Below are 1,303 nucleotides of genomic sequence, written 5' to 3' on the forward strand. Positions count from 1 at the left end.
GTTCCGGCGCTATCCCCGAAGGTGCCGCCAGGCGGAACCGCCGGGTGCGCCTGCCCGGGGGGGCAGGCAGGCGCAGGCCGTGCGGGGCGCACGGCCGGGGGCAACGGTGACGCTCGCGACAAGACTCCGGGAGCCGCTTTCCAGGCCGAGCAAATCCGCGTAAACCCTTGACTTCAGCCCGCGGCCGTCTCCTTCGGCCCGACGATGGCGAACCAGGCCCCCTGCGGGTCCTGGGCGACGGCGATGAAGGCGCCGCCCGGCACCTCCATCGGGCCATGCTCGACCCGGCCGCCGCCGGCCTCGATGCGCCCGATGGCCGGCGCGACGCCGTTGACGCCGAAATAGGGCAGCCAGACCGGGATCGGCGCGGGGCCGAGCCGCATCATCCCGCCGATGTCGGCGCCGTCGTGCGAGAAGAGCTGGTAGACGCCCATCTCCCCCATGTCGACGGCCTGCGACTTCTGCCAGCCGAAGAGATCGCCGTAGAAGCGGAAGCCGGCCTCGGGGTCGCTCGTCATCAGCTCGTTCCAGTTGCCGTGCCCGGCCTTCGACTGGTCGAAGGCATTGCCGCCGGCGCCGCCCTCCTCCATCGGCTCGGGCTGCAGGATGCCGAAGGCCGCCCCCTGCGGGTCGGCCACCACGGCGAAGCGCCCGGTGCCGGGAATGTCCGCCGGCTCGCGGTGGACCCCGCCCCCCGCCGCGCGGATGTCGGCGGCGGCCTTGTCGGCATCGTCGACGGCGAAATAGATCATCCAGAAGGGCGGCATCGCGCCCGCGTCCGGCGGCATCGGCATCAGCCCGGCCACCAGATCCCCCTCGACGCTGGCGAGATGGTACTCGAAATCCGGCATGCCCGAATCCCGGAAGCTCCAGCCGAGGACCTCCCGGTAGAATTCCTCCGCCGCCGCCAGCTGGCCCGGACCCGTCGACAGCTCGTACCAGCAGGGTCGTCCATGCAGCTTCATCGCTCCCTCCGTCAGGTTCAAGCGCGCATTCGGATCCCTTCGGGGTCGAAGGGCGGCTCGCGCAGGATCCGCGCCGGCCGGCGCACCCCGAGGATCTCAATCTCGAAGAGCCCCCGTTCGTTCCGTTCCGCCAGCGCCGCCGGCAGATAGCCCTGCGCAAGCGACAACCGGGTGAAATGGCCGTAGCCTCCCGAGGTGACCCAGCCCGCCACGCGCCAGTCGCCGTCCCGCCGCGCGTCCCGCATCGGTAGCGCGCGTCCCTCGCCGTCGAAGCGCGGCGCCCCCTCCCCCTGCGAGGGCGGAACGGCGCCCGGGTCGCCCTCGACCCGGGCCCAGAT

At 72.5% G+C, this 1,303-nt stretch carries 2 protein-coding genes; both read right to left on the reverse strand.

The features are described from left to right. Positions 1 to 173 precede the first annotated feature (173 nt). Complete coding sequence (locus tag Q0112_RS03375) at positions 174 to 965, reverse strand: VOC family protein (RefSeq protein ID WP_297971400.1); 792 nt, start codon at positions 963 to 965, stop codon at positions 174 to 176. Between the two features lie 17 nt (positions 966 to 982). Next, the coding region (locus Q0112_RS03380) for a glycine cleavage T C-terminal barrel domain-containing protein (protein ID WP_297971404.1) at positions 983 to 1,303 on the reverse strand (321 nt) is incomplete at its 5' end.

Origin of the sequence: uncultured Amaricoccus sp. (genome assembly GCF_937858865.1) — a bacterium.
Taxonomy (GTDB): Bacteria; Pseudomonadota; Alphaproteobacteria; order Rhodobacterales; family Rhodobacteraceae; genus Amaricoccus.

Coding starts and splice junctions, on each gene's coding strand:
- Q0112_RS03375 (WP_297971400.1), bottom strand. CDS start 965: ATGAAGCTGCATGGACGACCCTGCTGGTACGAGCTGTCGACGGGTCCG.